The sequence below is a fragment of the Mesorhizobium sp. SARCC-RB16n genome (assembly GCF_008520305.1).
GTDB lineage: Bacteria > Pseudomonadota > Alphaproteobacteria > Rhizobiales > Rhizobiaceae > Mesorhizobium.
Genome location: NZ_ML703294.1, coordinates 25,869 through 49,468 on the forward strand (window position 1 = coordinate 25,869; position 23,600 = coordinate 49,468).

Sequence of the window (23,600 nt, forward strand, 5' to 3'; positions counted from 1 at the left end):
CTGCCCGGAGCCCAAGGGCAGACCTCAGGTCGGCGCGAGTTCCGCTTCGGGTTCCTTGATGTCGGCGCATTTGCCCACGCCATAGGCGTCGGCGGCAATCCGTGCCTCCACCGTCCCGGCGATTGCTTCCAGGTCGATTTCCTTGCCGGCGACTTTCTCGATGGCGCCGACGACGAGGTCGGAGGCGATCCAGTCGGGTTTGTGACCGAGATTATGCACCCAGACGAGCTCGGCGCCTGAGATGTCGCGCACCAGACCAACGGAATGGATATGCGCGTAGACGACCTTGTCGCGGTCGCCGGAGATGACCACGGTCGGCGCCGTGATCTCTTTGTAATGCGGCGCGGCACCAAGCGCATACCGATAGAGCCCGGCGACGTCGGTGGCGTTGGCGCGGAAGGCCGATGGCCGCAGCACCAGCGGGATCGAGGCCTCGGCGAGGTAATTGTCCGGCACTTTGTTGGGCGAGAAGACGCAGCTCGTCGCATCCGCCATCTGCAGCATTCCCGCGGGATAGCTCAGGGTCTCGGAGAACAGCCGGCCGATCGCCGGAATGGTGGTCAGGTCGTAGTACCAGGACGTCGCGCCGCCCGGCCAGGGATGGCTCGCCGGCGCCAGGAAGACGAGGCCGAGCGTCTTGTCGGCATGCTCGCGGCCGAAAGCCGCCGTCACCACGCCGCCGAAGGAATGGCCGACAATGATGGCCTTGCCGATGCCGAGACGGCCCATCAGCAGGGAAATGGTGTTGGCCTGTGCCGACGGATCCTCATTGTTGCCCGGGCCGCGTCCCGACCAGCCGGCTCCCGGCCGGTCGAAGAACAGCATTTCGGCGCGGCCTTCGAGCAACGGCCTGAGCGGCAGCATCTGGTCTTTCAAATTGGCGCTGGCGCCATGGATGAAGACGATCGGAGGCAGATCCGCATTGGTCGCGGCTGGGATGTGGACATAGTGGATGCGGGCGCCGTCGACGTCGGCGAATTCGCCGACCGGCGGACCGCGGCGCTCGATCAGCCATGAGCCGACGCGGGTCACGCCGGCAAGGGCAAGGACAAGCGCCATCAGGAAGGCGAGCACGGCATAGATCAGGTTCATGCGGGGATATACGGGCGTGAGGTGGGATTAGTTGTGGGGTAGGGAGTAGGCCAATGCTTATTGCCTAGTCTTCAAATGCCTTCGCCGGCAAGCTCTTCCGACAGGGTGGCGACCTGGTTCTGGGCGCTGCGCATCATGGGATAGATGGCCAGCACCTTCTGCCAGGCCTCGAGCGCCGATTGCTTGTGGCCGGTTTCAGCCATGATCTGGGCCAGGCCCGAAAGCGCGCCGAAATGGCGTGGCTCAAGCTGCAGGGTGCGATCGATGTCGGCCATCGACTTGCCGTAGTTCTTCATCATGAAATGCACGGTGGCGCGGCGGTTCCAGCCTTCGGCGTAGTTTGGCTGCAAGGTCACCACCTGATCCAGGAAATCGAGCGCGACGTCGAACTTCTGGTCGTTCATCGCTTTTTGCGACCACTGCATCATCAGGTCGATCGAGGCGCTGCCGGACTGGAACCATTCGTTCCAGATGTTGCCGGCGATGCGCTCGGCGGCCTTTTCGTTGCGCTCGCGCTTCAGGTCGGAGAACAGCTTGTCGAGCCGGGCCTGTTTCGTCATCGGCGCCGCCGGAGTGTCCGGGGCCGAGGGCTGGGCATCCGGGGGCGCCGGCTGACCATCCGCGGCCGCCGCCGCGATCGGCCGATCACCGGCCTGCGTCGGCAGGGAGATAACGCCGGAAACAATGAAAGTCGTCAAAAATGCAAAAAGAATCCGCATCGCCTGAGTTTAATCCCGGGCGGCGGAACATCAAAGTGATTTTAGCGTGGGAAGGTCGGCTGGCCGACAAGCATCAATGGGCGGAGGCAAAAAAGCCTCCGGCCGAAACTCAACCCTGGCGCGCCTTGTAGCGCGGGGCGGTCTTGTTGATGATGTAGATGCGGCCCTTGCGGCGAACCAGCTGGTTGTCGCGGTGACGCGCCTTCAGCGCCTTGAGCGAATTTTTGATCTTCATGGTCTTGCCTGTCGGTGCGGACCCGGTTCCGGGTCGAAATTTTAAGGCGCGCCAGAAGACGCGCCTTTTGAACGGTGGGTGGCTCATAAACGAGGAGCCTTGCCCATGTCAACCGTAAGTCAACCGCAAGCGTGCTTCGCGTCCAGATATCATCAAATATCCACCATGTCGGCCCCGCTAGCATTGCGCGACCTTGGGCGGGCTGGGATGATGCCGCGACAATCAAGTGATTTGGGGACCAAGATGCGCCGAATTTTCCTGTCCGCCTGCCTCGCCGTCCTGGCGGCAAGCGCGGCTGCCCGCGCGCAGGAATGCGACCGCTCCGACGACAGCCAGCAAATGATGAACATCTGCGCCGGCGAGGACTACCAGGCGGCCGACGCCAGGCTCAATGCGGCCTATCAGGCGCTGATCGGCTCCGACGATGCCGATGGCAGGAAATTGCTACAGGCCGCGCAACGGGCCTGGATCGCCTTCCGCGACGCCGAGTGCTCGCATTCCACGGCCGCCAGCGCGGGCGGTTCCATCCATGCGATGGAGGTCTCGCAATGCCTGACCAGGCTGACCAATGATCGCATCAAGCAGCTCGCTGCCTCTGCCAATTGCGAGGAAGGCGATGCGAATTGCGCCAGTCCCGGCGCGGACGAGAGCGGCGAGGTGCAATAGGCGTCTGCGATCAGCCGCGGCGGCTGATGCGGGTGAAATGGCCCATCTTGCGGCCGGGCCGCGCCTCGGCCTTGCCGTAGAGATGCAGCATCAGGTCGGGCTCGGCGAGCAGGGCTGGAACGCGCAGCACGTCGTCGCCGATCAGGTTCTCCATGACGCAATCGGAATGGCGGTCGGGGCTGCCCAGCGGCAGGCCTGCAATGGCGCGGATATGTTGCTCGAACTGCGAAACGATGCAGGCGGCTTCGGTCCAATGGCCTGAATTATGGACGCGGGGCGCGATCTCGTTGGCTAGCAGCGAACCATCGGCCAGTACGAAGAACTCCACACCGATGACACCGACATAGTCTAGCGCGGACAATATCTTCGATGCCGCCACTCGTGCCGCTACCGCCGTTTCGGGTTTGATGCCGGCTGGCAAGGTAGATGTGTGCAGAATACCGTCGCGGTGCACATTTTCGGCCGGATCATAGGCGGCGACCGCCCCATCGATCCCGCGCGCGGCAATGACGGAAATCTCGCGCTCGAACGGCACGAAACTTTCCAGGATCAGCGGCACATTGCCCATCGCCTCGCAGGTGCCGGCGAAACCGCCGGCTTCCATGTTGCGGAAGACGCGCTGGCCCTTGCCGTCATAGCCCATGCGTCGCGTCTTCAGGATGCCGCTGCCGCCGAATGCCTTCAGCGCCGCCGCCAGCTCGTTGTCTGCGTCGACCGGACGGAAATCGGCGGTGGCGATGCCGATGCCGTTGAGGAATGTCTTTTCGCTCACCCGGTCCTGCGCCACGTCAAGCGCGCGCGGCGGCGGATAGACCGGTACCGTGGCGGCAAGCGCGGTTGCAGCGGCCACCGGCACGTTCTCGAACTCGTAGGTGATGGCGGCGCTCGCGGCCGCCAGTTCGGCAAGGGCGGCCGGGTCGTCATAGGCGGCCGTGATCTGCCGGTTGGCGACCTGGGCGGCCGGGCAATCCGGCTGAGGCTCCAGCACGGCTGTGCGGTAACCGAGGCGGGCGGCTGCCATCGCCAGCATGCGGCCAAGCTGGCCGCCGCCAATGATGCCGATAGTCGATCCGGCGGGCAGGCTCACGGTGTGTCCGTCGGTTCGGCGGCGACCTTGGCGGTCTGCGAGGCGCGCCAGGCATCGAGCCGCTGGGCAAGCTTGTCGTCGTTCAGCGCCAATACGGCGGCGGCCAGAAGAGCTGCATTGGCAGCACCTGCCTTGCCGATGGCCAGTGTCCCGACCGGAATGCCGGCCGGCATCTGGACGATCGACAGCAGCGAATCCTGTCCCGACAGCGCCTTCGATTCCACCGGCACCCCAAACACTGGCAATGGCGTCATTGCCGCCGTCATGCCGGGCAGATGCGCTGCGCCACCGGCGCCGGCGATGATCACCTTGTAACCGGCTGCCTTCGCGCCCTTGGCGAATTCATAGAGCCGGTCGGGCGTGCGATGTGCGGAGATGATCAGCCGTTTATGGGGGACACCCAGCGCCTCCAGCGTCTCCGCTGCCTGGCGCATCGTCGCCCAGTCGGATTGGCTGCCCATGATGATGGCGACGTCGGCGCGTTGATCGTTCAAGCTTCTGCTCCCGGCGACAAAGGCGCGCCTTAGCGGAATTCGCGCGGGGCCGCAAGGATATGCGGCCACTGGCGAGATGCCGACGGCCGCATCCGGCTCATACCGCCGCCTTGCGGAAGCGGGCGACGAAGTCGTCGAGTTCGGGGCGCTCCATGTCGGAGATCGCCCAATAGGAGAAGGCGCCGTCGCTCCAGTGCACCATCGAGAAGCCGCTCGAGGAAAGATCGTCCGGCTGGGCGGTCTTGCCGCCCTGCTGCGGTTCGGCGACAAGCGTGATCAGGTGCTCGCGGTGACGGTAGACCAGTGCCGGAACTGGCCGGCCTGCGATTACCTCGACCCGGCCGCCGATCAGGGCAAAGCCGTCCTGGGCAAGGTCGGGCGCAGGCGGCGAGACGCCGATCCTGGCGTCGAGCCACGGCTTGACCGTATGGCGGTCGGAGGACCCGATGTCGATCGGGCTTGCGGCGAGCAGGCTGCGGCGATGGCCGCTGGCGACAGCGGCGGCAAAGCCGTCTTCCGCGCCGCTGAACATCACCCACTGCGTCGCGCCGCTGGCCAATACCGCGCTGATCATGATCGACGCGGCCATGGCGCGCCAGTCGAACGAGCCGAAGCGGCGTGCCCTTGGCAGTGTGCCTGTTTGCGAAGGACGCGTCCCTGCTTGCCGTCTCTGGCCTGCGCCTGCAATCAATCCCGGCAGCGTTGACGGCATGCCGCGCCGTGGCTGCGCCGCCTCTGCTTGGTCCTGCCGTTCGGTATCCGCCATGCCGATCGCCGCGATGCGGGCCCGAAAGGCGTCGCTGACATCGGGGCGTGGCAAGCGGCCGACCGCGCCTCGCAAGGCAACGATACGGGCATGTTCGGCGGCAAGCTGGGGATCGGCGGCGATGCGACGCTCCACGGCAAGGGCGGCCGCCGCATCAAGCTCGCCATCAACTAGGGCGTGGATCATCAGTCCCATACCTTCGGGATCGTTGGGCAGTCCATCGTCATGGCCGGTCATGGCGCTCTCCCCAGTTCAGACGCCAGCAGGTTACGGGCACGGGCCAGCCTGGACATCACCGTGCCCATCGGCACGTCGAGCGTGGCGGCTATCTCGCGATAGCTGAGGCCGTTGATGTCGCGCAGCACCAGCGTTTCGCGAAACGGCTGCGGCAGGGCTGATATTGCGGCCTCCAATGCCGCCGTATCGGCCCTGGCGATCAGGCTCGTTTCCGGGCCGTCCTCGTCGCGCAGGCTGGTGCCATGGGCCGCAGCCATGTCGTCGAGATCGCCGAGATCGCCGACGGCCATCATGGCGCGCGGCCGGTTGCGCGCCATCCAGGTGTAGGAGGTATTGCGCACGATGGTCAGCAGCCAGGCACGGGCGTTGCCGCCGGCATAGCCTGATATCCCGGCATGCGCCTTGATACAGGCGTCCTGCACGACATCCTCGGCGTCGGTGGCATTGCCGGTCAGCCAGCGGGCAAGCGCCAGCGCATCGCCGAGATGCGGCAGCACCACCTGGTTGAAGCGCTCTGCCAGGGCGCTCTCGCTCAAAGCAGCACCATGATCCCCTCCGGAGCGGACAGGCCGTGCCGCCTCAACATGCGACAGCGATTTTGCCGTGCTTGCAGGAGCAAAGCTCCCGGAAACGGGCGAAGTCGCCTGCCTTGCTGAAAGTGAATTCATCCGCGTCACCAGTGTCAAGCGCCATGAAAAGGAAGCGCGCCACGGAGGAGGAACTGATGACGATCATGCTCGCCAGCGCAGGAAGGCGGCGGCTGCCGCCGCGGCCGTGTTCGCTGTGCTCGCGATGATGGGGCATGCCGATCTCCTCAACGCCAGCTCTGGCGTATGCCGAGGAGACTTGTTGAGGGGACGATTTATTCCCGCGTGGGCAAATCCGGCTGTTCACGGTCGCGTGATCAGCCGGTGCTTTTCGGCACTGTTGGTCGGTTTGACGATCAATCCGGCCAGCGCAAGACGCCCGAGGAATCCTTGCGGGCGACCTTCATCGCATCGGCCGGGCGATCCTTCGCGGTCAGCACGGCGCGCAGCCGTTCGGCGACGATCTCCGCCTCGCCGGGGTGAAGGTTACAGGGGTCGAGGAAGAAATGGCCGCGCTCGACCTCGTGGTTGCGCACGATGATCGGCGGCGAGCCGGCCGCCAGCGCCGAGGTGAGTCCGGCCGCGGTGAAGCGGCTCTCCGGCGAGACGAATATCTGCAGCCGGTCGAGCGGATTGGCTGTCGGGTCTGGAATAATTTTCGCTGAGATGCCCGGCAGTCCCTGCAAAGCGCCCTTCCACAGGTTGAGTGCCGCCTCCTCGCGCCGTCGGATGCCGGCATGGTCGCGCTTCTCCCAAGCTTCGAGCGCCGCCATGGTGCCGGCGATGCTTTCCTTGCCGACCTTCATGGCACGCGCGACGCCGCGGTTCTGCAGATAGGCTGATCGCACCAGGTCCTTGCGGCCGGTGACGATGCCGCTGGTCGGCCCGCTCAGGAATTTGTGGCCGCTGTAGATGACGACATCGGCACCGCGCGCCAGGAAGCCGCGCAGATCATATTCGGACGCGGCATCGACGATGACAGGCACGCCCTTGGCATGGCAGATCTCGCAGAATTCCTCCAGCGACAGCATGCCGTACTGCACGGTGTGGTGGGCGACGACATAGAGGCCGGCTGCCGTGCGCTCGTTGATCGCTTCGCGCACATGATAGTCCTGCGTGACGCTGACCGTGCCGGCGGATACCACCTTGGCGCCGGCGACGCGCACCGACTGGTCGATCGGCGCGCCGTAATTGACGATGTGGCCAAGCTGGATGACGACCTCCGACTTGAGGTCGCCGGTGTCGTCCGGCAGGCGTTCGATGGCGAGCAGGCTGGTTCCGGTCATCGCGCCGGCGATCGCCATGGTGATGCCGCTGGCGCAGCAGGCGGTGATGAAGCCGGCCTCGCCGCCGGTGAGGCGCGCGACGACCGTGCTCGCGGCACGCTGCAGGTCGTCCATCTCCACCCATTGCGAGGCCATTTCGGCCATCGCGCTGATGGCTTCCGGGACGATGATCGAGGCGCCGAGCGCGGTCATGGTGCCGGAGACGTTGATGATCGGCCTCAAGCCCAGCCGTTCGCGGATTGTGGTGTTGGAGCCGGTGTCGGAGTAGGTTTTCATGTGAGCAAATCCCGTGGGTGGCAGGTCAGGCGGCAATCTCGACGACCGCTTCGATTTCGACGGTGATGTTTCCAGGCAGCGAGCCGACGCCGATCGCTGAACGGGCATGGCCGCCGATCTTGTCGAAGACATCGGCAAACAGGTCCGAACAGCCATTGACCACCTTCGGGTGATCGCTGAAGGTCGGCGTCGCATTGACAAAGCCGAGCAGCTTGACGACACGCACGATGCGGCCGAGATCGCCGGCGGCGGCATGCATGACGGCAAGCAGGTTGAGCCCGGTCAGGCGGGCATGCTGATAAGCCTGCTCGACCGTCACATCCTCCCCCACCTTGCCGGTGCAGAACGTGCCGTCGGCGCGCAGCGGCCCCTGGCCGGAGAGGAAGATCAGCCGGCCGCTTTCGGCGTGGGTGACGAAGTTGGCGATGGGTGTCGGCGGCTCGGGCAGCGTCAGGCCGAGTTCGGCGAGCCTGGTATAAGGCGTCATGGATGAAGGCTCCTTGGGGCGGCGTCGGCCGTCCGATGTCAGAAGTGCGAGGCGCGGAAGCGCGCCAGGAAAGTGCGGAGGCGCTCGTTGGTGGTCTCCGCCGCGAGGATCTCCTTCGGCGGCCCGACGGCGCTGACGCCGCCATCGGCCATGAAGACGATGCGGCTCGAAGCGTCGCGGGCGAAGGCCATTTCGTGTGTCACCATCAGCATCGTCATGCCGTCTTCGGCGAGGCTGCGCACCACGGCCAGCACCTCGCCGACCAGTTCGGGGTCGAGTGCGGAGGTGATCTCGTCGAGCAGCAGGATCTTTGGCTCCATCGCCACGGCGCGCGCGATGCCGACACGTTGCTGCTGACCGCCGGAGAGCTCCGCCGGCAGGCTGTCGGCCTTGTGGGCGAGGCCGACCCGGCCGAGCCAGTGTTCCGCGACGGTGCGTGCCTCCGCCTGGCTCTTTCCCCGCACCTTGGTCAAGCCCAGCATGATGTTGCCGGCCGCCGTCAGGTGCGGAAACAGGTTGTAGCTCTGGAACACCATGCCGGTTTCGGCGCGCATGGCGGCAAGGTCGCGTTCACTGCGGCGCTGGCGTGTTCCGGCCTCGCGATAGCCGACCTCCCTGCCGTCGATGCGGATCGAGCCGCTGTCGTAGCTTTCGAGGAAGTTGACGCAGCGCAGCAGCGTGGTCTTGCCGCTGCCGGAGGGGCCGATGACCGTCACCACCTCGCCGCGCTTTACCTGAAGGCTGACGGAACGCAGCACCTCGACGGCGCCGAAGGCCTTGGAGACGTCGCGCACGTCGAGCAGGGCGGGATGGGCATTTGAGGCGTCGGACATGGTGCTATTCCCGGATGAAGGCAAAGCGCCGCTCGAGCCGCCGGCTGGCGAGCGATAGCGCGTAGTTGACCGCGAAGTAGATGAGCGCGCCTAGTATATAGAGGGGCATCGCCTCATAGGTGCGGCCGATGACCTGGTTGATGGCCTGCATCAAATCGGTGATGCCAAGCAGCGACACCAGCGCGCTGCCCTTGACCGCGTCGGTGACGCCATTGATCCAGGGCGGCAGGAAGCGCCTGAAGGCCTGCGGAAAGATGACGTAGGTAAGCCGTTGGCGAAAGGTCAGCCCGATCGCCATCGCGGCTTCGGACTGTCCCTTCGGGATCGAGCCGACCGCGCCCCTGAGATACTCGATGACCTGCGCCGTCTTGAAGAGGGTCAGCGCGGACACCGCGGCCCAGAACGACGGCAGATGCAGCCCGATCGCCGGCAGGCCGTAATAGACGAAGAACATCAGCACCAGGATCGGAATGCCGCGAATAGTGTCCGAGAAGATGCGCACCGCCCAGCGCAGCGGCATTGGTCCATAGACCAGGCCGACGCCCAGCAGGACGCCGGCGATGAGCGACAGCACCACGACCAGCAACGATACCCACAAGGTCACGGCGAAGCCTTGGGCGAGGAACGGCAGCGCGTAGAGGATCTGGCCAAGCATGTCAGCGCGCTGCCCTGGACCGACGCTCGACGAGCCGCAGCCCAAAAAGCATGATGTAGCCCGTCACCAGATACATCGCGGTGGTGACCAGGTAGACCTCGACGATGCGGAAGGTGTTGAAGTTGATCCACTGGGCGCCGAAGGTGAGTTCGGGCACCGAGATGACGGAGGCGATCGAGGTGTCCTTGAACAGCGAGATGAAGGTGTTGGAGAGCGCCGGCAGCGTGATGCGTAGCATGGCCGGCAGGCGCACGTGGAGCAGTCTTTGCCAGGGCGTGAGGCCGATCGCCTTGCCGGCGTCGAGCTGGCCGCGCGGGACAGCCTCGAGGCCGGAGCGAAACACTTCGACCAGATAGGCGCCGCTATAGACCGACAAGGTCAGCACAAACGAGGTCGGTGCGCTGTAGGCCAGGTCGACCACGGTCGGCAGGCCGTAGAAGACGAGATAGACCAGCAGAATCAGTGGCACGTTGCGGATGAATTCGACATAGCCGGCGATCACCGCCCGCACCACGCGTCCTGCCGAGACGTACCAGACCGCGAGCACCAGACCGATGACGACGCCGATCGTGATCGAGATCACGGCAAGCTCGAGGCTGAGCAGCAGGCCGCCCCAGAGCTTGTCGAAATGGCGCCAGATCAGGTTGAAATTGAGGGCATAGCCCATGCGTCCGCCTCGGTGTGAAGGGCGTCGAGTCGGTTACGGAAGGGCTGGAATGCCGCCCTTCCGTAATCCGGGATCAGATGACCGGGAAGCCGGGATGACGCGCCGGCGGTTCCTGGCCGAAATAGTCCTTGAAGGCAGCGTCGTAGAGCGCCGATTCATGACCGAACATAGCGATGGTGAAGGTCTGGTTGACGAAGGTCAGCCAGTCGAGATCGCCTTGCCGAAGTGCCGCGCCATAGAGCATCGAATACCAGCTTTTGCCGGCATCGAAATATTTGTCGGGATTGCGCGAGGCGAGCCAGCGCACGGTGGACAGGTCGACCGCGGCGGCGTCGGCGCGCTTGGACTCCAGCGCCTGCAGCACGTTGGCCTGGGTGTCGATCTGCAGCACCTGCGCCTGCGGCAGAGCGTAGTGGACCGAGCTTTCGGCATCGACATTCTGTAGAATGGAAATGCGCGTCGCCGAACCGCCGGCCAGCAGCTTGTCGAAGGTCTTGTTCTCGGCTGTCGGCAACGTTAGCAAGGCAACGCCTTCGACATAGTAGGGCCTGGAGAAATTGATCAGCTGCGAGCGCTGGGCCGTCATCGTCATGAACTGGATGGTGATGTCGACCTTGTTGGTCGCCACGTTGGGAATGCGCTGGGCCGGATCCTGCATGACAAACTCGACCTTGGTCGGATCGTCGAAAAGGCCCTTGGCGAGGATGCGGCCCATGGTGATGTCCATGCCGACCAGTTCGCCGGCATCGTTCTCGAAATGCCACGGCGCGTTGGTGCTGCCGGTGCCGACGATCAGCTTGCCGCGGTCGAGCACTGTGCGCAGAAGACTGTCGGATGCGGCTTGCGCGGCGGCCTTCTGGGCATCGACGGTTGCCAGCACGCCGGCCGTAGCAAGTCCCGCCATTCCCAATTTCAGAAAATCACGTCTTCCGGATGTGTCGTTCACGGCGACCTCCTTTCGTGTTGTGTTCCCCTATGCACAGGCCATACACGCAGCAGTGACTATCAAGGATTGTCTCTTACAAGAGACGCATGTATCCTGTACAAGACAGATACTAACACCAGGAATCGACAATGCAAGATGGCAATGCCTTGGCCATGTCAGCCGATGAGAAGACGCCGGGCTCCCGTGAAAAGGGCCTCACCCGGGTCCTGGAGATTCTGGAATTTCTCCACACGACGCAGCGGGCGATCGGCATTGGCGATCTTGCCAAGGGGGTCAATGCACCGCGTTCGACCACCTACACGCTGGTGCGGTCGCTGGTCGATGCCGGCCTGCTGGAAATGGCCGGCGACGGCAACCGGGTCTATTTCGGCAAGAAGCTCTATCTCTATGGAATGGACTATGTGCGCGGCAACGACCTGTTGCGGCGCGGGCGCCAGGAGGTCGATCATCTGTCGCGCGAGACCGGCGAGACCTCGGAACTGTGCATGCTGCAGAGCGGCCGCTACACGATCGTCCATTCCAGCCCCGGCACCAGGCCGTTCCGCATCAGCTCCGCCACCGGCCTGCAGATACCGCTGCCCTGGACCGCCTCGGGCCGGCTGCTTCTTGCGGGGCTGGACAGAGCCGCGATCGAAGCCATGGTGTCGGACGACGATCTCGTGCTGCCCGACGGCCGCAAGCTGCGGCTTGACGATTTCATCGCCGACATCGCAAAGGCAGGGGTGACCGGCTACTGCGTCACCTCGGGCCTGGTCGACGCTTACACGAAATGCCTCGCCGTGCCGGTCTTTTCAGCGCCAGGCAAGGTCGAGGCGACGATGTGCCTGGTGGTGCCCATCGACACGTCGGAGGAGCGGACCGCCGATCTCATCGGCCTGCTGCGCGGCCGCGCCGGCGGGCTCTCGATCGGCGGATAGGCTACGGATGGCACCGAGCGCGAGGCGTCCGCGTCAGGCGATGATGTCTGGAATGATCTTGTCTTCCAGTTTCATCAGCCGGTCCTTGAGGAACAGCTTCTTCTTTTTCATGCGCTGGATCTGCAGCGGGTCGCAATTCATGGCTATCATCGCGTTGATCGCCGCATCGAAATCGGCGTGTTCCTGCTTCAGCCGGGAAAATTCGAGGCGAGTATCGGCCTGTTCCTGATCGGACATTCTCTACCGTCTGCACGTCTGCGGCGCCCAAAACTGGGCCTGGTTGGGCGGGGGAGGCAATTTCTGCCACCGGCGCGCAGCCCATATCACATTTCACATTGTCGTGGAATGCTACCACGCAGCATTCGACATCGTTGGCGGAAGGTGACACACTGTCATTGTGCCGTCACAGATGCGACCTGCGGTGGACGTGCCTTTGACGGCTGCAATCGAGGAAACCATGAAAGGGAGAACCAATCATGTCTCTTGCATCCCATCTTGATGAGTTGCAGCGGAAACACGGCGACATCGAACGCGAAATCGATGACGCGATGAACCACCCGTCGGTGGACGACCTCGAGATCGTGAATCTCAAGCGACGCAAGCTGGCACTCAAGGATGCGATTGAGAAACTGAGGGCGCAACCAACCACGCATTGATCCTCACCTGATATAGCCGCTCACCACTGGCGGTCTTCCTTGCCGGCGGCGCCAGCCGCCGGTACAGCTGTTTTGATTTTCAGCGCTGCGCCATAAGCTGTAGCTAATATCCTCTCAGACATGGTTTGACCTCGACCGTTGCCGGGTCGCGTCCTTTTCAGGTCTCCGGCGGGGATCAATTGCTGCCAGTGGCGACCTGTCGCCATTGACAAGCCATCTTTGCTCCTTCACCTCATGCCCGGACTTCAGCGCATCGGACCGGCTTGTGCGTCCAAGCGGATGCATGGGCTTCAGAGAGAGACGCGTAGCGCTCCAGAGACAAAGGCTACCGGCATGACCGGATATTTTTCCTCTCCCTTCCCCCGCCGGACCTCGGTCGGCGTCGATGTCGGCGGTGTGGTCGTCGGCGGTGACGCACCTATCGTCGTGCAATCGATGACCAATACCGATACCGCAGATGTCGACCAGACGGTTGCGCAAGTCGCGGCGCTGCACCGGGCCGGCTCCGAGATCGTGCGCATCACCGTCGACCGCGACGAGAGCGCGGCCGCCGTGCCGCGCATCCACGAGCGTCTGTTGCGGCTCGGCATCAACGTGCCGCTGGTCGGCGATTTCCACTATATCGGCCACAAGCTCCTGGCCGATCATCCGGCCTGCGCCGAGGCGCTGGCCAAGTACCGCATCAATCCCGGCAATGTCGGCTTCAAGGACAAGAAGGACCGGCAGTTCACCGATATCGTCGAAATGGCGATCAAACACGGCAAGCCGGTGCGCATCGGCGTCAACTGGGGCTCGCTCGACCAGGAGCTGTTGACCCGGCTGATGGACGACAACCAAGACAAGGGGTTCCCCCTGACCGCGCAGGAGGTGACGCGCGAGGCGATCGTGCAGTCGGCGATCCTGTCGGCCGAGATGGCCGAAGAGATTGGCCTCAGCCGCGAAAAGATCATCCTGTCGGCCAAGGTCAGTGGCGTGCAGGATTTGATCGCCGTCTACACCGAGCTCGCCACCCGCTCCAATCACGCGCTGCATCTCGGCCTCACCGAAGCCGGCATGGGCTCGAAAGGCATCGTCGCTTCCTCCGCCGCCATGGGCATCCTCTTGCAGCAAGGCATCGGCGACACCATTCGCATCTCGCTGACGCCGGAGCCCAACGGCGACCGCACCCGCGAAGTGCAGGTGTCGCAGGAATTGCTGCAGACCATGGGCTTCCGGCAGTTCGTGCCGATCGTCGCGGCCTGCCCCGGCTGCGGCCGCACCACGTCCACCGTGTTCCAGGAACTGGCCCAGAACATCCAGGCGGACCTGCGAAAGAACATGCCGGTGTGGCGTGAGAAGTACCCAGGCGTCGAAAACCTCAAGGTCGCGGTGATGGGCTGCATCGTCAACGGCCCGGGTGAGTCCAAGCATGCCGATATCGGCATTTCGCTGCCCGGCACGGGCGAGACGCCGACCGCGCCCGTCTTTGTCGACGGCAAGAAGGCGGCGACGCTGCGCGGGCCGTCGATCGCGGCGGATTTCGAGAAAATGGTCGCCGACTATATCGAGCAGAGGTTCGGTCAGGGCGGCAAGGCAGCGGCAGAGTAGGCCAGATGCGGCGTTTCCCTTGGGCGACGCTGATTTTCCTGTGCGGCATGGCCTGGTCGACGCTTGCCGAGGCTGATCCGCCGCAATCGGCCAAGCAGCGGCTGATCGACAAGGTTTGCAACCTGATCCAGGCGCATGCCGACCAGAACGGTCTGCCCCGGGACTTCTTCGCCCGCCTTATCTGGAAGGAAAGCCGTTTCGATCCCAACGCCGTGAGCCCCGTCGGCGCCGAAGGCATCGCCCAGTTCATGCCGGGCACCGCCAAGATGCGGGGGCTTGCCGATTCCTTCGACATCAACCAGGCGATCCCGGCGTCGGCCAGGTATCTCGCCGAAATGAAGATCAGCTATGGCAATCTCGGCCTGGCGGCGGCCGCCTACAATGCCGGCGAGAGCCGGGTGTCGCGCTGGCTGAATTCCGGCGGCTTCCTGCCGATGGAGACGGAAAGCTATGTGTTCGACGTGATGGGCGAGCCGGTCGACAAGTTCGCCGACCGCGCCTATGCCGGAAAAGTCGAGCCACTCGATGCCAAGCTGGATTTCGCGGTCGCCTGCCGCAAGCTGCCGGTGATCATGTCGAAGACCGTGGCGATGGCCTCGATCAACATCAAGCCATGGGGCATCCAGGTGGCGGGTAATTTCCGCCGCAGTGCTGCGATCAGCCAATGGCTCAGGGTGCGGGGCCGTTTTCCTGCACTGCTTGCCGGGCATGATCCGGTGGTGAGCCGAGTACGCACGCCGATCGGCCGGCGCGGCATCTACGCCGTCAGAATCGGGATCGACGACCGCGCCGCCGCCAATGTCATCTGCCAGAAACTGCAAAGCGTCGGTGGCGCATGCGTGGTGGTGCGCAATCGGTAGCCGAGGACGGCTGGGTGCACGGGCCGCGCGTCATGACCAAAATTGCCAAGATCATTCTGCTCACGCCACCTGAAATGCGCCTGTCGCATCCAGCAACAATTTCGCCTATAGGCGCGGTGGATTGGGGCTTGCCCAGCCTGCGATGAACGACAAGGGGCCGCAATATGTTCGACGCGTACATCCTCTGCGGCACGCCCAGAACCGGCAGCACTTTGCTGTGCAAGCTGTTGGCGGCCACCGGGACGACCGGCGATCCCCACTCATTCTACCGACGGCAGGATGTATTGGAGTGGGCCGAGGACTGGGGACTGCCGGCTCGCGACACGATGGGCGAGCCTGAATTCCAGCTTGCCTATCTCGATGCGGCAATCACTGCCGGCAAGGGTGGCACGGACGTCTTCGGCCTGCGCCTGATGCGTGAAAACCTGGGCGAGCTTTCAGCGATGCTCGACAGGATTTCCCCGGGGCTTGCGTCGGACAAAGCGCGTTTCGAGAAGGCTTTTGGTCGTGTCCTCTACATACACCTGTCGCGCGAAAACAAGCTCGCGCAGGCTGTCTCCCTGATCAAGGCACAGCAAACCGGTCTTTGGCATATCGCCCCCGACGGAACCGAGATCGAAAGGGTGGGGCCTGCCAAGGAACCTCACTATGATTTCGAGCGCATCAAGGGTGAGGTCGAAGAACTGGAGGCCTATGATGCGGCCTGGAACATCTGGTTCGCGCAACAGGGCATAGCGCCGTTGCGGATCGGCTATGAGCGCCTTGCCGCCGAGCCGGCCGTTGAATTGCTGCGCATCTGCGAAGCCCTGGGCGTCCGGGCGCCGGATGCCGGGCATATCAGGCCCTGCGTCGCGAAGCTCGCCGACGAGACAAGCCTGGACTGGATGCGCCGCTTTCATCTGGACACGGCCATTTGAGGCGTTGATGGCGCTGGTCAGGCGGTCTTGGCCACCACCGTCTCGCTGAGCCAGGTGCCGATCTTGGCGCCGAGGCGATCGGGCGAAACCGGCTTGGGCAGATAGTCGTCCATGCCGGCCTCGATGCACTTGTCGCGGTCGCCCTTCAACGCATGCGCGGTGACGCCGATGATCGGGATGTGACCGCCCGAGGACGCCTCGATCGCCCGGATGGCGCGTGTCGCCTCGTAGCCGTTCATTTCCGGCATCGAGACATCCATCAGAACCAGCCTCGGATGCAGCGACCGGTACATCTCGACCGCGGTGCGGCCGTTGCCGGCGATGCGGTAGCTCAAGCCCAGACCATTGAGGATCTGGCCGAACACCATCTGGTTCACGTCATTGTCCTCGGCGATGAGGATGTCGATCGGGCTGTTCGGCGCGGCATGCGATTCCGGCACTGTCGCGACCGGTACGGCGGGGCCACGGATAACCGTGAAGGCCGGCGGAGCCGGTTGAGGCATCGGTTTGACCGGCTCGCGAATGAACTGCGCCTTGCCGACCTGCGAGCGCGCCTTCTGGATGACCGAGATGACCGTGCCGAGCAGGACGGCCGAGCGCGCCGGCTTGGTCAGATGCGCCGATATGCCGAAGTCGATGATCATCTTGCCGAAATCGACCTGATCGACCGAGGTCAGGATCACGACCGGGATAGCGGACAGCCGGCTATCGGCGGCGATGGCACGAGCAACATCGGCGCCGTTCATGCCGGGCATCTGATAGTCGAGGATGATGCAGTCGACGCTGGCGCCGAGTTGGCAGGCGCGATCCAGGAAGGCGAGGCCCATCGCGCCGCTTTCGGCGGCGGCGCAGTCGAAGCTCCAGCTTCTGAGCTGTTCGAGCAGGATCTCGCGGTTGACCGGATTGTCATCGATGACCAGCACGCGCGCGCCGGTGACATCCACCGGCACGATAGCGTCTCGCGCCTCGGCACGGTGGACCGGCAGCGGCACGGCGAACCAGAAGACCGAGCCGCGGCCGATCTCGCTCTCGACGCCGATCTTGCCGGCCATCAGGTCGACGAGACGGGCGGCGATGGCGAGCCCAAGGCCGGTGCCTTCGTGACGACGGGTCGAGGAGCCATCGACCTGAGCGAACTTCTCGAACACGTTCTGCAATTTCTCGGCCGGGATGCCGATGCCGGTGTCCTCGACGCGCAGCTTGAGCTGGACGACGTCGTTGATGGTTTCGCCGCCGACATCGATCAGCACATGGCCCTTCTCGGTGAATTTAACCGCATTGCCGACCAGGTTGGTGACGATCTGCCGGAAGCGGCCGGCGTCGCCGACGACATAGGCCGGCAGCCTGGGGTCGACACGCACGATGAGTTCCAGGTTCTTCTCGGCGACACGCGCCGAGACCAGCGTCGCCACATCCTCCACCGCTTCCGAGAGGCGGAAAGGGGCAGGGTCGAGCGTCAGCTGCCCGGCATTGATCTTCGAGAAGTCGAGGATGTCGTTGATGATGGTGAGCAGCGCATTGCCCGATTTGACGATGACGTCGGTGAAGGTCTTCTGGCGCGGGTTCAGCTCGGTCTTGGCCAGCAATTCGGCCATGCCGAGCACGCCGTTCATCGGCGTGCGGATCTCGTGGCTCATATTGGCCAGGAACTCCGACTTCGCACGGTCGGCGGCCTCGGCCTTGAACAAGGATTCGGCCGACTGGGCAAAAGCGCGGCGGATCGCCTGTTCCATCGGCCGGAAGATCCAGAAGGCGACGATGGCCAGTACGGCAAACAACAGGCCGCTCGCCCACAAAAGCAGCCGGTCGCTGGAGGCGTCCGCCAGATGGCGTTCGTCGTCCATGGCAGTGCGGACACGCACCAGCATGGGCTGAACGAACAGGTCGTTCTGGTTGCGGATTTCGCGAGAGCTCCATTCATCGGTCTTTTGCGCCACCGCCATCAGATTGAAGTTGCGGACCATGTCACGCGGCGACCAGAACAGATCGCCATTGACGGAAGCGGCGGCGAGTTCGTCGACGGTCTTGGCCGACAGGCGTGGACGGATCGCGGCGAGTTGGGCGGTCAGTGTCTCGATCTCGCCGGTCAGGCGCTCGGAATGGGCGCGCGCCGAAGCCGTCAGCGCATCGCGCGTCTCGATGCGCCATGCGGAACTGGTTGTCTCGGCGAAGCTGGTGGCGTTGCGCAGGTCGCGGGTGAAAACGACGAGGTTGCTGCTCAGCGCATCGATTTCATGACGCAAGGAATTGACGCGATTGAGCGCAACCATGATGGCTGCTGAAGCCAGCGCGAAAACCAGCAATCCTGAAAGATAACGTATCCGGACGGACCGGATGAAAGAAGAATATTCCGGCATGCGCAACCCCAACACATACGCATTCTAAGAATTGGGATTACGCTTCATTTACATTAAGATTTCGTTGGCACAACCACAGGTGCAATGCGCAACCCGGTATGGACCTGCCGTCAGCTGTTACGGGTTGCAACGAAGGTCGCGGCGGACTTCAGCAGGGCCGCCGTTTCGCCATAGGGTTCGAGCAGCGCGTGCGCCTGGCCGACGAGACCGTCGAGCTGCTTGCGTGCCCAATTCGCGCCGTGCAGGGCCACCAGCGTACCCTTGCCCGCGGCGGCGTCCTTGCCGGTCGCCTTGCCCATCTGCTTGGCGTCGGCCGTCAGGTCCAGCAGGTCGTCGGCGAGCTGGAAGGCAAGGCCGATCGCCGAACCGAACTCGGCCAATCTTTCACGGTCATCCGACTGTGCGCCGGCCAGGATTGCACCCGCCTCGCAAGCGAAGCGGATCAGCGAGCCGGTCTTCATTGCTTGCAGCCGGATGATGCCGGCCTCGTCCGGTCGCACCTGCTCGGCTTCGAGGTCAAGCTTCTGGCCGCCGACCATGCCACCGGCCCCGGCGGCCCGGGCAAGCGCCAGCACAAGGGCTGCGCGCCGCTCCACCGGCAGCGCGGTTTCTTCGCCGGCGAGGATGTCGAAGGCGAGCGTCAGCAGTGCGTCGCCGGCCAGGATGGCGGTGGCTTCGTCAAAGGCCCTGTGCACGGTCGGCTGGCCGCGGCGCAGATCATCGTCATCCATTGCCGGCAGGTCGTCATGAATCAGCGAATAGCAGTGGACACATTCGAGCGCCGCCGCGACGCGCAGTGCTGCTTCGCCATCGGCGGAAAACAGCGCCGCACTTTCCATCACCAGGAAGGGGCGCAGGCGCTTGCCGCCATTCAGCACGCCATGGCGCATCGCCGCCATCAGGCGATCGGGCCGCGCGATCTCGCCCGAAAGCGGGCGGTTGTCGAGCAAGCAACGCAGCACCACCTCGACGGCCGCCGCCCGTCGGATGAGCGCCATTTCGAACGCCATTTCGTCGTCATTCGTCATGGCCGCGAGCGGTAGCCGACACTCAGACGTTGCGCAAGAAGGCAAGCGCCATTATGCCGGAGCAGGGAGAAGTACGGGTTGGGCGGCTTGGCGGAACCGATCGTCGATCATGAGACCGAAAAGCTGGACATGGCGACGAGATCGCGAGGCGTGAACCGCCGCAGTCTCAGGCGCTGGGTCCGGCGTGGCATCGTCATGGCCGCCGTGCTGGCGCTTATCCCGGTGGTGCTGACCTTTCTCTACCTGCCGTCCTTTGTGCATCCGGTGTCGACATTGATGCTGAAGGACCTTGCTACCTTCTCCGGCTACGATCGGCGCTGGGTTTCGATCGATGATGTGGCGCCGGTGCTCGCCCATTCGGTCATCATGTCGGAGGACGGGCAGTTCTGCTTCCACCGCGGCGTCGATCTCGGCGAACTCAGGGGCGTCGTCGACGATGCGCTGGCCGGCGAGGCGACGCGCGGCGCCTCGACCATCACCATGCAGACGGTGAAGAACCTCTTCCTCTGGTCGCGGCCGCTGGGCAGCGTGCGCAAGGTCGTCGAACTGCCGCTGGCCGTCTATTTCGACGCGGTGATGTCGAAGCGGCGCATCATGGAGATCTATCTCAACATCGCCGAATGGGGGCCGGGCATCTACGGCATCGAGGCGGCGGCGCAGCACCATTTCGGCATTTCCGCAAAGCAGTTGTCGCGCCGGCAGGCCGCATTGCTCGCCGTTACGCTGCCCAATCCGATCGCCCGCAATCCGGCAAAACCCGGGCCTGGCCTCAGACGCCTCGCCAATCTGATCGAGCGGCGCGCTGGCCGCTCCGGTGCTTATGTCGGCTGCCTGGACTAGCCGGCGCAAAAAAGATTCACCGCAGCGCTGGCCAAAACGGTGTCAGGCGTGTATAGGCACCCGACTTTCTCAGATTTAGGCCCCGACATGGCCCTTTCACGAGGGCGGGCGGGGCTTTTGACCATGTAGTGGAGCATATCCATGGCCGTTCCGAAACGCAAAACCTCTCCGTCCAAGCGCGGCATGCGCCGCTCGGCCGACGCCCTCAAGGCCCCGACCTATGTCGAGGACAAGAATTCCGGCGAAATGCGCCGCCCGCACCACATCGACCTGAAGACCGGCATGTATCGCGGTCGCCAGGTGCTGACCCCCAAGGAAAGCTGAGACCAGCTTTTCGGAAGGTTAGAGTTGCAAAAGACCGGCCTCTGGCCGGTCTTTTTGCGTTTGGTGCCGCCGTGCGCGCCGGCTACTTCAAGCGGTGAGCTTTCGTCGCTCGTTTTCCATGTCGGCCGGGCAACCGGCTGACATGGTTGTTGCATCCAGTCTTCGACCGTGTTTGCGGCCGCGTACGAAAAATCTTGACGCCGTGCCTGTGGAGCATTCTACAGAAGGTGCCCCCACTAGGAGACGCCAGATGTTCGGTGCCGTCCCGCTTTTGATCGTGCCTTTCGTGCTCTACAATCTCGGCCTGCTCGGTATATTCGGCGGCGGCGACGATCCGTGGGCGAGCGAGATATTCTCGTTCCGCATGATGTCGGGCGGGGTATTCTCGATGACGCTCGGCGACCTTATCGTGCTGATCGGGCTGATCTTCCTGTTCCTCGAAATGGTGAAATCGGCGCGCACGACCACGGCATCGATCATGGACCATCTTCTGTCGACGCTTGTCTTCGTCGCTTTCCTGGTCGAGTTCCTGCTGGTGAAGGGTGCGGCGCACTCCATCTTCTTCACGCTGATGATCATCGCGCTGTTCGACGTGATGGCCGGTTTCGCAGTGTCGATGCGGTCGGCCAGTCGCGACATCAATTTGAATTGAGGCTCAGCCCGGATCGGCGGTGAAGCCAGCGGCTTCGATGCCGGCAATCGCGGCCGCCTCGTCATTGTCAGACGTATCGCCGGAAATGCCGACGGCGCCGATGATGGTGCCGGCCTTGTCGCGGATCAGCACGCCGCCGGCGACCGGCAGCACGCGTCCCCCCGACACGTCGGAAATGCCGGCAACCAGATGCGGACGCTCCTTGGCGAAGGCCTCGACCTTGCGCGAGCCCATGCCGATGGCCAGCGCGCCATAGGCCTTGCCGGCCGACATTTGCGGGCGCAGGAACGAAGCGCCGTCCTGGCGCTGGAAGGCGACCAGGTGCCCGCCGGCGTCTAGCACCGAGACGCCGAGCGGCTTGAGCTTGAGATCGGCGCCCCTGGTAAAGGCGGCATTGATGATCTCGACGGCTTTTTCGAGGGGCAGTGCGGTCATGGCGATCTCCTGTTGAACAGCCCAATCATCGGCGGCCAGCCGGGCGAGGCAATGCCGGTTCCGGTTGAAATTGCTTCCTGTGAAGCAGCGGGATGAAGGCGCGCCTGTCCGATAGCGTCACGACCGCTCGATTCAGGGCGAGGAATTGACGGAGAGACGGGTGCGTTACTTTTTCTTGGCGCGGGCCGGCTTCTTGGCGGGTGCGGCAGGCGTGTTGGCCAGATCTTCGGCTTCCTTGGCGAGCCGCAGCGCCCGCAACTTGTCGGTCTTGGCCTTGCGGGCGTCACTCTCGGCGACGTACTCGGCCATGGCCTTCTGACGGACCGTCGCCGCCTCTTCCTGCTTCTTGAAGCGCAGATCGGCACGCGCGCGGGCAGTGTCCCTAGAGTTCTCAACCAAGAGTCTATCCAATCCCGTCACGTGTGATTTCCGTCCCTTGTAGCAGAGCCGGCCTTTCAGCGGGGAAAATAGTTGGTCAGGCGGCCGGGCTGGCGCTGCGGGCCTTTTCGGCAACCACCGCTTCATAGGCGGCCTGCAGCGTCGCGCGGACAGAAGGGCCGGACGCTGCATCGAGGGGGGTGCCGAGGTGCTCATGGCGCAACTCGTCCATGAATTTCTCCCACATTGGCGGCCCGCCCCTTTCCAGGAGTTCGGCGCGGATCGAAAGTTCCTCGCGGGTCGGCAGCCAGACGCGGCCCCAGGCGCCGAGATGGGCAAGGATGGGCACCAGCGCAATGGCCATCTCGGTCAGGCTGTAGATCGCCTTCTGCTTGTGACTGGGGTCGTCCGCCTTGGTCAGCATGCCGAGCTCCATCAGCCGCTTCAACCGGTCAGCGAGGATGTTGGAGGCAATGCCTTCCATCGACCCGTTGAGCAATTCACGAAAATGGCGCCTGCCGCCAAAAATAATGTCGCGCAGGATGATCAGGCTCCAGCGGTCGCCGAACACCTCAAGCGAGAGGTTGATCGGGCAGCCGGACCGGCGATCAAGAGGCATTCGAATCTCTCCACAAAACTGGTTGCATTATCGTATCAGCTTTATTATCATGCAACCGATTGCAAAATGCAATCAGATGAGGAGGCCATAATGACAACAAGAGACCGTCCCGAGATCGTATCCGAAACCTTTGGCGATCCGGCGGATCCGGCGCTGCTGCTGATCATGGGCGCGATGGCCTCGATGCTTTGGTGGCCGGAGGCATTCTGCCGGAAACTGGCGGATGCCGACCTTTACGTGATCCGCTACGACAACCGTGACACCGGCCGGTCGACCAAGTATCCGGTGGGACAGCCGCCCTACACTTTCGACGACATGGCCGACGACGCGATTGCCGTTCTCGACCGCCACGGCATCGGCAAGGCGCATGTCGCGGGCATGTCGATGGGCGGCATGATCGCGCAGCTCGTCGCACTCAGGCACCCCTTGCGCGTCGCTTCGCTGACCGTGATCAGCAGTTCGCCGTTGGGGACCGACACTTCGCATCTGCCGCAGACGACCGACGTCTATCTGGAGCATTCGGCCGCTGGGGCCAAAGTCGACTGGGCGGACCGCCGCAAGGTCATCGACTTCATGGTCAGGGATGCGCGGGCGATCGCCAGCACCGCCCATCCGTTCGACGAGGCCGGGATGAGAGCGTTCATCGAACGGGATTATATCAGGTCCGGCGGCTTCCTAAGCGCCACCAATCATTTCATGATCAAGGGCACGGACCAGTGGAAGGGTCGCCTGCACGAAATAGCGGCGCCATTGCTGGTCATTCACGGCACGTCGGATCCGATCTTTCCGGTCGAACATGGCGAGGCCCTGGCAAAAGCTGTTACCGACGCGAAACTTCTTCGTATCGAAGGCGGCGGTCATGAGCTGCATCCGGATGACTGGCCTGATTTAGAAGCCGTTATCGTCGCGCACGTCCGATCCAGTTGAGACTTCGCGGGTGAGCCTTGACGAGCGAGGCTTGCCGAAATAGTTAAGTAAATGCTTCAGTGTTACCGCA

Annotated in this window: 30 protein-coding genes; 10 read left to right on the forward strand and 20 right to left on the reverse strand. The window is 63.8% G+C overall.

The window, feature by feature from the left end; translation table 11 throughout:
• Positions 1-24: 24 nt before the first annotated feature.
• From C7I87_RS30080 to ykgO, 3 genes are all read right to left on the reverse strand, one after another.
• Entirely contained in the window at positions 25-1,092 is a 1,068-nt protein-coding gene (locus tag C7I87_RS30080; protein ID WP_149907615.1) for an alpha/beta fold hydrolase, read from the reverse strand.
• Between the two features lie 71 nt (positions 1,093-1,163).
• Positions 1,164-1,811, reverse strand: a complete 648-nt coding sequence (locus tag C7I87_RS30085) for a tetratricopeptide repeat protein (protein WP_149907616.1) — start codon at positions 1,809-1,811, stop codon at positions 1,164-1,166.
• Between the two features lie 109 nt (positions 1,812-1,920).
• Entirely contained in the window at positions 1,921-2,046 is a 126-nt protein-coding gene (gene ykgO, locus C7I87_RS30090; RefSeq protein WP_006203764.1) for a type B 50S ribosomal protein L36, read from the reverse strand.
• A gap of 243 nt (positions 2,047-2,289) precedes the next feature.
• On the opposite strand from ykgO, the gene C7I87_RS30095 reads away from it, so the two are divergent.
• Entirely contained in the window at positions 2,290-2,712 is a 423-nt protein-coding gene (locus tag C7I87_RS30095) for a lysozyme inhibitor LprI family protein (protein ID WP_149907617.1), read from the forward strand.
• Between the two features lie 10 nt (positions 2,713-2,722).
• Here the strand turns inward: C7I87_RS30095 and C7I87_RS30100 are convergent, their stop codons facing one another.
• The 11 genes from C7I87_RS30100 to C7I87_RS30150 form a co-directional block, all read right to left on the reverse strand.
• Positions 2,723-3,799 (reverse strand): 5-(carboxyamino)imidazole ribonucleotide synthase, encoded by a 1,077-nt coding sequence (locus C7I87_RS30100; protein ID WP_149907618.1) that lies wholly within the window; start codon positions 3,797-3,799, stop codon positions 2,723-2,725.
• Positions 3,796-4,293: a 5-(carboxyamino)imidazole ribonucleotide mutase gene (purE, locus tag C7I87_RS30105; protein ID WP_027141852.1), complete on the reverse strand. Its 498-nt coding sequence runs from the start codon at positions 4,291-4,293 to the stop codon at positions 3,796-3,798. The genes C7I87_RS30100 and purE overlap by 4 nt, the downstream gene beginning before the upstream one ends.
• Before the next feature lie 97 nt (positions 4,294-4,390).
• Positions 4,391-5,296 (reverse strand): anti-sigma factor family protein, encoded by a 906-nt coding sequence (locus tag C7I87_RS30110; RefSeq protein WP_149907619.1) that lies wholly within the window; start codon positions 5,294-5,296, stop codon positions 4,391-4,393.
• The gene (locus C7I87_RS30115) at positions 5,293-5,832 is read right to left on the reverse strand and encodes a sigma-70 family RNA polymerase sigma factor (RefSeq protein WP_149907620.1); all 540 of its coding nucleotides are present in this window, start codon (positions 5,830-5,832) and stop codon (positions 5,293-5,295) included. Before C7I87_RS30115 ends, C7I87_RS30110 begins: the two co-directional genes overlap by 4 nt.
• 43 nt (positions 5,833-5,875) lie before the next feature.
• Positions 5,876-6,100 (reverse strand): hypothetical protein, encoded by a 225-nt coding sequence (locus tag C7I87_RS30120; protein ID WP_149907621.1) that lies wholly within the window; start codon positions 6,098-6,100, stop codon positions 5,876-5,878.
• 139 nt (positions 6,101-6,239) lie between these two features.
• Complete coding sequence (locus C7I87_RS30125; protein WP_149907622.1) at positions 6,240-7,445, reverse strand: aminotransferase class V-fold PLP-dependent enzyme; 1,206 nt, start codon at positions 7,443-7,445, stop codon at positions 6,240-6,242.
• 25 nt (positions 7,446-7,470) lie between these two features.
• On the reverse strand, positions 7,471-7,932 hold the full coding sequence (locus tag C7I87_RS30130; RefSeq protein ID WP_149907623.1) for a RidA family protein: 462 nt from the start codon (positions 7,930-7,932) through the stop codon (positions 7,471-7,473).
• 38 nt (positions 7,933-7,970) lie between these two features.
• Positions 7,971-8,765 carry an amino acid ABC transporter ATP-binding protein gene (locus tag C7I87_RS30135; protein ID WP_149907624.1) on the reverse strand — a complete coding sequence of 265 codons (795 nt, stop codon included), beginning with the start codon at positions 8,763-8,765 and terminating at the stop codon, positions 7,971-7,973.
• Positions 8,766-8,769: 4 nt separating this feature from the next.
• Positions 8,770-9,420: an amino acid ABC transporter permease gene (locus C7I87_RS30140; RefSeq protein WP_149907625.1), complete on the reverse strand. Its 651-nt coding sequence runs from the start codon at positions 9,418-9,420 to the stop codon at positions 8,770-8,772.
• 1 nt (position 9,421) lies between these two features.
• Positions 9,422-10,087, reverse strand: a complete 666-nt coding sequence (locus tag C7I87_RS30145) for an amino acid ABC transporter permease (protein ID WP_149907626.1) — start codon at positions 10,085-10,087, stop codon at positions 9,422-9,424.
• A gap of 73 nt (positions 10,088-10,160) precedes the next feature.
• Positions 10,161-10,991: a transporter substrate-binding domain-containing protein gene (locus tag C7I87_RS30150; RefSeq protein WP_210250670.1), complete on the reverse strand. Its 831-nt coding sequence runs from the start codon at positions 10,989-10,991 to the stop codon at positions 10,161-10,163.
• Between the two features lie 170 nt (positions 10,992-11,161).
• On the opposite strand from C7I87_RS30150, the gene C7I87_RS30155 reads away from it, so the two are divergent.
• Entirely contained in the window at positions 11,162-11,950 is a 789-nt protein-coding gene (locus C7I87_RS30155) for an IclR family transcriptional regulator (protein ID WP_149907628.1), read from the forward strand.
• A 33-nt stretch (positions 11,951-11,983) separates the two neighbouring features.
• On the opposite strand, the gene C7I87_RS30160 is transcribed toward C7I87_RS30155, so the two are convergent.
• Positions 11,984-12,187: a YdcH family protein gene (locus C7I87_RS30160; protein WP_149907629.1), complete on the reverse strand. Its 204-nt coding sequence runs from the start codon at positions 12,185-12,187 to the stop codon at positions 11,984-11,986.
• Between the two features lie 239 nt (positions 12,188-12,426).
• Here C7I87_RS30160 and C7I87_RS30165 point away from each other — a divergent pair, with 239 nt between their 5' ends.
• The 4 genes from C7I87_RS30165 (at position 12,427) to C7I87_RS30180 (ending at position 15,970) form a co-directional block, all read left to right on the forward strand.
• On the forward strand, positions 12,427-12,606 hold the full coding sequence (locus C7I87_RS30165) for a YdcH family protein (RefSeq protein ID WP_127278461.1): 180 nt from the start codon (positions 12,427-12,429) through the stop codon (positions 12,604-12,606).
• Positions 12,607-12,939: 333 nt separating this feature from the next.
• Positions 12,940-14,193, forward strand: a complete 1,254-nt coding sequence (gene ispG, locus C7I87_RS30170) for a flavodoxin-dependent (E)-4-hydroxy-3-methylbut-2-enyl-diphosphate synthase (protein WP_149907630.1) — start codon at positions 12,940-12,942, stop codon at positions 14,191-14,193.
• A gap of 5 nt (positions 14,194-14,198) precedes the next feature.
• Positions 14,199-15,053, forward strand: a complete 855-nt coding sequence (locus C7I87_RS30175) for a lytic transglycosylase domain-containing protein (protein WP_149907631.1) — start codon at positions 14,199-14,201, stop codon at positions 15,051-15,053.
• A gap of 164 nt (positions 15,054-15,217) precedes the next feature.
• Positions 15,218-15,970, forward strand: coding sequence for a Stf0 family sulfotransferase (locus tag C7I87_RS30180; RefSeq protein WP_149907632.1), 753 nt, complete (start codon positions 15,218-15,220; stop codon positions 15,968-15,970).
• 17 nt (positions 15,971-15,987) lie between these two features.
• On the opposite strand, the gene C7I87_RS30185 is transcribed toward C7I87_RS30180, so the two are convergent.
• Together C7I87_RS30185 and C7I87_RS30190 are read right to left on the reverse strand one after the other, a co-directional pair.
• Positions 15,988-18,327: a response regulator gene (locus C7I87_RS30185; protein ID WP_149907633.1), complete on the reverse strand. Its 2,340-nt coding sequence runs from the start codon at positions 18,325-18,327 to the stop codon at positions 15,988-15,990.
• A 110-nt stretch (positions 18,328-18,437) separates the two neighbouring features.
• Complete coding sequence (locus C7I87_RS30190; RefSeq protein ID WP_149907634.1) at positions 18,438-19,355, reverse strand: polyprenyl synthetase family protein; 918 nt, start codon at positions 19,353-19,355, stop codon at positions 18,438-18,440.
• Between the two features lie 78 nt (positions 19,356-19,433).
• Between C7I87_RS30190 and C7I87_RS30195 the strand changes: the two genes are divergently transcribed.
• From C7I87_RS30195 to C7I87_RS30205, 3 genes are all read left to right on the forward strand, one after another.
• Entirely contained in the window at positions 19,434-20,195 is a 762-nt protein-coding gene (locus tag C7I87_RS30195; protein WP_149907635.1) for a biosynthetic peptidoglycan transglycosylase, read from the forward strand.
• A gap of 141 nt (positions 20,196-20,336) precedes the next feature.
• A complete protein-coding gene (gene rpmF, locus C7I87_RS30200; RefSeq protein ID WP_008834724.1) occupies positions 20,337-20,519 on the forward strand; it encodes a 50S ribosomal protein L32 in 183 nt (60 codons plus the stop codon).
• Between the two features lie 250 nt (positions 20,520-20,769).
• Positions 20,770-21,171 carry a hypothetical protein gene (locus C7I87_RS30205; protein WP_140754613.1) on the forward strand — a complete coding sequence of 134 codons (402 nt, stop codon included), beginning with the start codon at positions 20,770-20,772 and terminating at the stop codon, positions 21,169-21,171.
• Between the two features lie 3 nt (positions 21,172-21,174).
• On the opposite strand, the gene C7I87_RS30210 is transcribed toward C7I87_RS30205, so the two are convergent.
• From C7I87_RS30210 to C7I87_RS30220, 3 genes are all read right to left on the reverse strand, one after another.
• Positions 21,175-21,606 (reverse strand): GlcG/HbpS family heme-binding protein, encoded by a 432-nt coding sequence (locus tag C7I87_RS30210; RefSeq protein ID WP_149907636.1) that lies wholly within the window; start codon positions 21,604-21,606, stop codon positions 21,175-21,177.
• A gap of 165 nt (positions 21,607-21,771) precedes the next feature.
• Complete coding sequence (locus C7I87_RS30215; RefSeq protein ID WP_135863133.1) at positions 21,772-22,005, reverse strand: hypothetical protein; 234 nt, start codon at positions 22,003-22,005, stop codon at positions 21,772-21,774.
• Positions 22,006-22,081: 76 nt separating this feature from the next.
• Positions 22,082-22,603 carry a winged helix-turn-helix transcriptional regulator gene (locus C7I87_RS30220; RefSeq protein WP_149907637.1) on the reverse strand — a complete coding sequence of 174 codons (522 nt, stop codon included), beginning with the start codon at positions 22,601-22,603 and terminating at the stop codon, positions 22,082-22,084.
• Between the two features lie 90 nt (positions 22,604-22,693).
• Between C7I87_RS30220 and C7I87_RS30225 the strand changes: the two genes are divergently transcribed.
• Positions 22,694-23,530 (forward strand): alpha/beta fold hydrolase, encoded by an 837-nt coding sequence (locus C7I87_RS30225; RefSeq protein ID WP_149907638.1) that lies wholly within the window; start codon positions 22,694-22,696, stop codon positions 23,528-23,530.
• Positions 23,531-23,600 lie beyond the last annotated feature (70 nt).